Raw genomic sequence first — 6,879 nt, 5'->3', positions numbered from 1 at the left:
TGTAAACCAATCTTACACAGCCCAAGGTGCGCCGCAATAGCGACTCTTGTTCTGGTGTGGGGTAAAATCGAAACGAATAGGCTTTTTCCATACCTCACATTTTAGCATATATTTGGTAAATGTGCTAATATTTAACAGTAAAGCCGTCGTAGAACGACGGGGTTTCAGACCCAAAATTTTCGATGATCTAAGAAAAGTCTAATCATGCTAATCCGTCAACCCCGCTATAGCAAAGAAGAATTTGCCCGACGTGGACACGAAATCTACGAGTCTCAGATACGATCACAAGTCGAGGAGGGCAATTATGGCAGGATTGTAGCTATAGATATTGAAACAGGGGCTTTTGAAGTAGCTGACGATAGCCTGAAAGCAGCTAAACAGTTATTAATACGTTTTCCTGACGCGCAGATATTCGGTATTCGGATTGGGCATCGTGCCGTCCATCGTTTTGGCTTTCGTTCCCCCAGTGTGTCGCCATGATGATGGGGAGCGTCAATTCGCGCCGAGAAGCAGTTATTCAATTCGTAGTGCTGGGCGAAAATCACCAGAGGCAAGCGATTAAAGCAGTTATTGACACTGGTTACACTGGATTTCTCACTTTACCTTCTGCTATCATCAGTAAGCTAGGATTAACGTGGTATATGCAAGAAGAAGGAATTTTGGGCGATGGAAGCCTCTTTATGTTTAACGTATTTGAGGCAACTGTAATCTGGGATGGTCAGATCAAATCTATTGAAATCAATGAGTCAGAGACAGATCCATTAGTTGGCATGGGTTTACTTGAGGGCTATGAGTTGAATATTCAGGGTTTTGCTGGAGGATTAGTGACAATTAAACCTTTGCCATAGTCTCTAGTTGAGAAAATGTCTAACCGTGTTTCAGCGATCTAGAGATTCGTTAAAGAATTTTAACCCCTCTAGGTGCAAGGGTTTTAATGTCATGAAACCTTAAAATGAGAATTGCTGGTGGCAACCAAAGCAGATTCCTTTACGGGATTCTTTGGGAACAAAATCCCATTCTTTAGCTACTTATTAAAAACTTTGTAAATAAGATTATCTTATTTGTACTGGTGGTCTCTAGAGGTTGTCGAACGGAAAAAAAATGCAGATTCAGGACAAAATCACCGAAATAGCCGCTAAAACAGCGAAAGCGATCGAACTTTCTCAAAATTATTTACTTTCTACCCAATACTCTGACGGTTACTGGTGGGCAGAATTAGAATCTAATGTCACCATCACCTCAGAAGCAATTTTACTGCACAAAATCTGGAAAACTGACAAAAATCGCCCCCTAGACAAAGCAGCCACCTATCTGCGTCAGCAACAGTGTCCTAACGGCGCTTGGGAGTTATTTTATGGGGATGGTGGCGATCTTAGCACCACTGTGGAAGCCTACATGGGGCTGCGACTATTGGGAATTCCCGTTAATGATCTTGCTTTAGAAAAAGCTAGAGAATTTATCTTAGCTAAAGGTGGCATCAGCAAAACCCGCATTTTCACCAAAATGCACCTCGCTTTGATTGATTGTTACGATTGGCAGGGGGTTCCCTCTATCCCCGCTTGGATTATGCTACTGCCGGAAAATTTCCCTTTTACTATCTATGAAATGTCCAGTTGGGCGCGGGGAAGTACGGTTCCTTTATTAATTGTTTTTGACAAAAAACCCGTGTATAAAATGGGTTTTAATCTCGATGAACTCTATACAGAAGGGGTGAATAATGTCAAGTATGAGTTACCAAAAAATAACGATTGGGCGGATGTTTTCCTGTGGTTAGATGGGCTGTTTAAATGGGCAGAAAAAACTGATTTAGTTCCCTTCCGTCAAGAAAGTCTGAAAGCGGCGGAAAAATGGGTAATTGAACGACAGGAAGACACAGGAGATTGGGGGGGAATTATCCCAGCGATGTTAAATTCCCTATTAGCTTTAAAAGCCCTAGGTTATGATGTTTACGATCCGATTGTTGCCCGCGGTTTAAAAGCGGTGGATAATTTTGCCATTGAGACAGATAATACCTATTGTGTACAGCCCTGTGTGTCGCCGGTTTGGGATACGGCTTGGGTAATTCGATCGCTAATTGAATCCGGGCTAAATCCTGCTCATCCAGCTATGATTAAAGCGGGACAATGGTTAATCGATCAACAAATTCTTGATTATGGCGATTGGGCGATTAAAAATAAAATCGGAACCCCCGGCGGTTGGGCTTTTGAATTTGATAATCGCTGGTATCCCGATTTAGATGATTCGGCAGTGGTGGTGATGGCTTTAGAGTTAATTAAAATGCCCGATGAAAATATTAAAAAAGGTGTGATGAAACGGGCAGTTAATTGGATGGCTACTATGCAGTGTAAAGCTGGTGGTTGGGGAGCTTTTGACATCGATAACGATCAAAACTGGCTTAATTCTTTGCCCTATGCCGATCTAAAAGCAATGATCGATCCTAATACGGCTGATGTTACTGCCAGAGTTCTAGAAATGTTAGGCACTTGTGATGTTAACATGGAGGAAAATCGATTTAAAAAAGCTTTAGATTATCTGGAAAAAGAACAGGAAGCTGATGGTAGTTGGTTTGGTCGTTGGGGTGTAAATTATATTTATGGAACCAGTGGGGCCTTATCTGCTTTGGCTTTTCTGGAACCGAATAAATATCGCCATCAATTGCAAAAAGGAGCCAATTGGTTAAGCAGTTGTCAAAATGTTGATGGTGGTTGGGGTGAAACCTGTTTTAGTTACAATAACCCTAAATTTAAAGGACAGGGAAATAGTACCGCTTCCCAAACTGCTTGGGCATTAATCGGTTTATTAGCCGTCGGGAAAGTCACCAGCAATTATCAGCGAGAAGTGATCGAAAAGGGCGTTAATTATCTTCTTGTTACCCAAAAAGAAAATGGTACATGGGATGAAGATTACTTTACCGGCACAGGTTTTCCCTGTCATTTTTACCTGAAATATCATTTCTATCAGCAGTATTTTCCTCTACTGGCTTTGGGGCGTTATCGGGCTTTGATTTAGTCTGTTAACCTATGCGTTAAGACAGGAAATAAGCTTAACTGTCTAGCGCATTTTTTATGACTAACTAGGAAAAAATAAATCAGGAGATATATTTAAAAAATTGGCTAATTTTTGAATATAGATAGGAGTTAACTCTTGTAGGCCATCAAAAATGTCATCCAGGGTTGACTTACTTTCAAAGATAGATAGCAAATCTTGCTTTTGTAGGTTTCTTTCCTCTAATATGAATTTCAACAATTCAAGTCCATAAATATCAGGTATTGGCTCTTGATTTTCCTCATGCTCATAAATTAAAGCCCCTAAAACATTTAGATATTCCCTTTCTTCTGCCGTTAATTGGGGTTTGTCTAAAAGGCGATTAATAACCTCCTGCATCATTTCTAAGTCTTCCTCATTGTGAATAGGACGAGGAGGGTATTGCTTTAATAATTCTAAGTATTTATCAGTGGCAAACATAATTTAATAATATCTATGCTCGATCGACTATTGCCTTTAGATACCTCACACCTTAATAATTAAGTATAGAATAGCCAAGTCTCCAAACTACCGCTTAACCAAAACTTCTATTATCCTGATGAGAAACCTCTATTTTCTTTTGCCCGGTACTACTTCTCCTTTTGGTGGAGGTGGACTGTGGGCAGAAATGAAAACTGTCAATTTGGCTAGTCAAATTTGTAGCGCCCAGATTGTGACTTATCGTCAAAAAGAGTTAAATTATCCTTTTTTAGAGGATATACTCGCGAAAATAAGCTCGGATGACAGTATTTTTGTGGTTAGCTGGGGTTTTGATGTTCCTAAACTGGTGCAAAGATTGCGATCGCATAATATCATTTATCATGCCCATAGTACAGGTTACGGCTTCCGTTTACCCTCCCAAATACCAATTATCACCGTTAGCCGTAATACTATGGGTTATTGGGGAGAAAAAGCTCCTAATGCTTTGATTTACTATCTTCCTAATCAAATTGGCTCAGAATTTCTCAATTTAGGCTTAGAAAGAGATATCGATGTCCTAGTACAGGGGCGCAAATCCTCAAAGTATCTTCTCAATCGTCTAGTTCCCGCCCTCCGTCCCCACTGTCGCGTTAAGGTTTTAGATAGCTATGTGGAGGATTTAGTGGGATTATTCAATCGTAGTCGGGTTTATCTCTACGATTCGGCTGAATATTGGGCTGTAAACAGTTTAACGGAGGGTTTTGGCTTACCGCCCCTGGAAGCTTTAGCCTGTGGTTGTACGGTATTTTCTAGCGTCAATAGTGCCTTAGCCGATTATCTCGATCCCGGTTTCAATTGTCAAAAAATCGGGGCTTATTCCACTCAATACGATCGGTCACGTATTCTTAATTATGCCCGTAATTTTCCCGTTAATTCTTTACCGGCTAATTTTCTCGATGATTATCATCCCGAAAAATTACTACCACGTTTTGAAACAATTTTAAGAGAAATTAATGATTTCTTTGATATTAAAAAACACTATCCGGCTGATATAGAAGGTTTAGAACCCCTGCGACTTAAAAAATTATGGATACAGAGTTCCCTCGCTAAACTTAAGAAAAAACTGTTTAAGTAGCAGTGATCTTTCCTTAATTATTCGCCAATTCAAAAATGAAACCCACGACTCCTTAAGAGTTGACAGAGAAAGACCGATCGGCTATTCAGTGATCAGTGATCAGTTATCAGTTATTAGTTATCAGTGAACAGGGATATCGGGAGAAAAAAGCGTTCGACAAAAGCTCACGCCGAAGTCTGATGGCTGACCCCCCAAAAGGAAAACTTTCTACTTCACCATTAAGATAACTGCTATATAATTATTTCTAACTCTTACCCCCTAGGACATTTATGAAGCGAGGAATTTACATTACCGCTAATGATCGAGTTATCGAGCAGGCGATCGCATTAATGAATAGTATTCGTTTGTACGATCCCGATTCTACCGTCATCTTGATTCCCTACGACAATAATTATCAAAAAATTGCCGATTTATTGTCCGAAAAATATGGCGTTATTCTCTATCCAGAGCTGCAATTAGTGGAAGAATTGGCACAGAAAATCTATGATATTTTTGGAGAAAAATTCTTTGCTCGTCCCAATCAATTTCGCAAGCAGGTGTGTTGGTTTGGAGAACTAGATCAATTTCTTTATATCGATACGGATATCGTAGTTTTTGAAAAAATAATAGATAATCTAAATTTCCTCGATACCTACGATTTTCTCTGCTGTGATTACCAACACAAAAAAGGGATTACTGATGTCTTTAATCCGATTGTTTTAGAACAAGGAATCTTCACGGAAAATGATCTAAGTGGAATGTTTAACGGTGGTTTTTGGGCTAGTAAAAAGAATCTTTTCTCAGAACAGGAATTATATAGTGCTTTTCAAGAATGTGCCGCTCATCCAGAATACTTTGATTTTTCTCAAAAAACCTCCGATCAACCGATTATTAATTATACCATTCTCAAACGAGTTCCCAATCGATTTAATATTGTCCGCGCTCCGGGTTGTCAAGCGGGAAATTGGGGGGGAAGTTCTCATTTTCAACGTCAGGGGAATATTTTAATCGATCCGAAATTAAATCAGCCCTTAAAATATTTACATTGGGCAGGAATTCGCATTGAACCGGGTTGTCCTTACTGGGATATCTGGAAATATTATCGTTATCTAGATGATCCTAATCCCCCCGCGGATCCGCCAGCAAGCAAACCAAAAAATCCTTTTCAGAGATTATTAGATAAAATCAAATTATAGGTTTGATTTTTCCTCTCGCACCATTAAGATAACTGCTGCAATTTAACTCCAATCCTGTTGCTCCTCGGTTTGGCGAATTTGATACACTTGTCCATGACTGTGCAGTTGTCGAGTTTTTGCCCATAAACTGACTTCATCTAACTGCCATTTTTCTAGGATTAAATCTAAATCTCTTTGGATTTCTCTTGCTCCCGGAAAGTTTTGATAACGTATGCGTAAACGAGCGCATTCAGCTAAGTTTAAATCATTGGGTTCTGATTGCAGTAGCTGATCAACAATCGGGCGATCGAGTCTTTCCTGTGGATGTTGTTGTTCTTGATTTTTACTAGCCATAATTAATCGAACCAACCGATATCGGAATCCGTTAACTCTGTGGGGGTGGGAGTGGGGGCAATATAACGGGCTAAAGTGGCCATTTCAAAGTTATAAAGACTGGGTTTCTTAGGCAATAGTTTGGTAATTGCTGACGGTTCAGGGGTGGGGGTGGAACTATTTTCTAGGGTTTTAATTTGATTATATAATTTTTCAATTAACTGTTTTTTATCAGTCAGTTCTGTTTCTGTCTTGCTTAATTGACTCGATAATTTTTCAATTAACTGTTTTTTATCAGTCAGTTCTGTTTCTGTCTTGCTTAATTGACTCGATAATTGTGCCAGCAAAGTAGTTTTTTCCGAGAGGACAGATTCTAACTGCTCGGTCTGTTGTTGTAACTGCTGTAAACTGACAGAGAGTTCCAGATGTTCTTTAAGTTCTTCTTCCAGAGAAATAACTGTTTCTTGGAGAGTTTGCTGATTTTTCTCGGTTTTTTCTAATTCTGCCGTCAAGTCGTTAATTTTTGCCTGTAGGGTGGCGTTAGTTTCCTTGGGACGTTTGGGAGAAGGAGAGGGTTGGGATTCTACCTCTTTATTAGCTTCTGTACGGATGAGATCGTTTAAATTACCTTTGGTCATAAGCTCTGCAAATAGGATATTACGATAGAATCGGATAGTGTCAAGAAATCTCTTGGTTTAGGCAATCGATAATTATTCGCCCGATATAGTTACTAATTCTGTACGCAAACGTCGCACTTTGAATCAGCTTTGTACGCTTTGACCCGTACAGGGCTAACTACAAGCCTCTCTATCG

9 protein-coding genes are annotated in these 6,879 nt (G+C 39.7%); 5 read left to right on the top strand and 4 right to left on the bottom strand.

Annotated features, from left to right (window positions below; genetic code table 11):
• On the bottom strand, nucleotides 1-91 hold a 91-nt coding region (locus BGL89_RS02455; protein ID WP_190718206.1), incomplete at its 3' end, for a helix-turn-helix domain-containing protein.
• A 113-nt stretch (nucleotides 92-204) separates the two neighbouring features.
• Here BGL89_RS02455 and BGL89_RS02450 point away from each other — a divergent pair.
• From BGL89_RS02450 to shc, 3 genes are all read left to right on the top strand, one after another.
• On the top strand, nucleotides 205-480 hold the full coding sequence (locus BGL89_RS02450) for a hypothetical protein (RefSeq protein WP_002753389.1): 276 nt from the start codon (nucleotides 205-207) through the stop codon (nucleotides 478-480).
• A complete protein-coding gene (locus BGL89_RS02445; protein WP_286824258.1) occupies nucleotides 477-848 on the top strand; it encodes a clan AA aspartic protease in 372 nt (123 codons plus the stop codon). The genes BGL89_RS02450 and BGL89_RS02445 overlap by 4 nt, the downstream gene beginning before the upstream one ends.
• 253 nt (nucleotides 849-1,101) lie before the next feature.
• On the top strand, nucleotides 1,102-3,009 hold the full coding sequence (shc, locus tag BGL89_RS02440) for a squalene--hopene cyclase (protein ID WP_286824257.1): 1,908 nt from the start codon (nucleotides 1,102-1,104) through the stop codon (nucleotides 3,007-3,009).
• 60 nt (nucleotides 3,010-3,069) lie between these two features.
• Here the strand turns inward: shc and BGL89_RS02435 are convergent, their stop codons facing one another.
• On the bottom strand, nucleotides 3,070-3,465 hold the full coding sequence (locus BGL89_RS02435) for a helix-turn-helix domain-containing protein (RefSeq protein ID WP_286824256.1): 396 nt from the start codon (nucleotides 3,463-3,465) through the stop codon (nucleotides 3,070-3,072).
• A gap of 118 nt (nucleotides 3,466-3,583) precedes the next feature.
• Here BGL89_RS02435 and BGL89_RS02430 point away from each other — a divergent pair, with 118 nt between their 5' ends.
• Both BGL89_RS02430 and BGL89_RS02425 read left to right on the top strand, forming a co-directional pair.
• Entirely contained in the window at nucleotides 3,584-4,579 is a 996-nt protein-coding gene (locus tag BGL89_RS02430; protein ID WP_286824254.1) for a glycosyltransferase, read from the top strand.
• A 269-nt stretch (nucleotides 4,580-4,848) separates the two neighbouring features.
• Complete coding sequence (locus BGL89_RS02425; RefSeq protein WP_286824253.1) at nucleotides 4,849-5,754, top strand: Npun_R2821/Npun_R2822 family protein; 906 nt, start codon at nucleotides 4,849-4,851, stop codon at nucleotides 5,752-5,754.
• 42 nt (nucleotides 5,755-5,796) lie between these two features.
• Here the strand turns inward: BGL89_RS02425 and BGL89_RS02420 are convergent, their stop codons facing one another.
• Both BGL89_RS02420 and BGL89_RS02415 read right to left on the bottom strand, forming a co-directional pair.
• On the bottom strand, nucleotides 5,797-6,087 hold the full coding sequence (locus BGL89_RS02420) for a DUF3288 family protein (protein ID WP_286824252.1): 291 nt from the start codon (nucleotides 6,085-6,087) through the stop codon (nucleotides 5,797-5,799).
• 2 nt (nucleotides 6,088-6,089) lie between these two features.
• Nucleotides 6,090-6,704, bottom strand: a complete 615-nt coding sequence (locus BGL89_RS02415; protein WP_286824251.1) for a hypothetical protein — start codon at nucleotides 6,702-6,704, stop codon at nucleotides 6,090-6,092.
• Nucleotides 6,705-6,879: the final 175 nt, after the last annotated feature.

It is taken from the genome of Microcystis sp. LSC13-02 (genome assembly GCA_002282935.1).
Taxonomy (GTDB): domain Bacteria; phylum Cyanobacteriota; class Cyanobacteriia; order Cyanobacteriales; family Microcystaceae; genus Microcystis.
The sequence above is the reverse complement of the archived record's forward strand: the minus strand, read 5'-3'. Positions and strand labels throughout refer to the sequence as shown.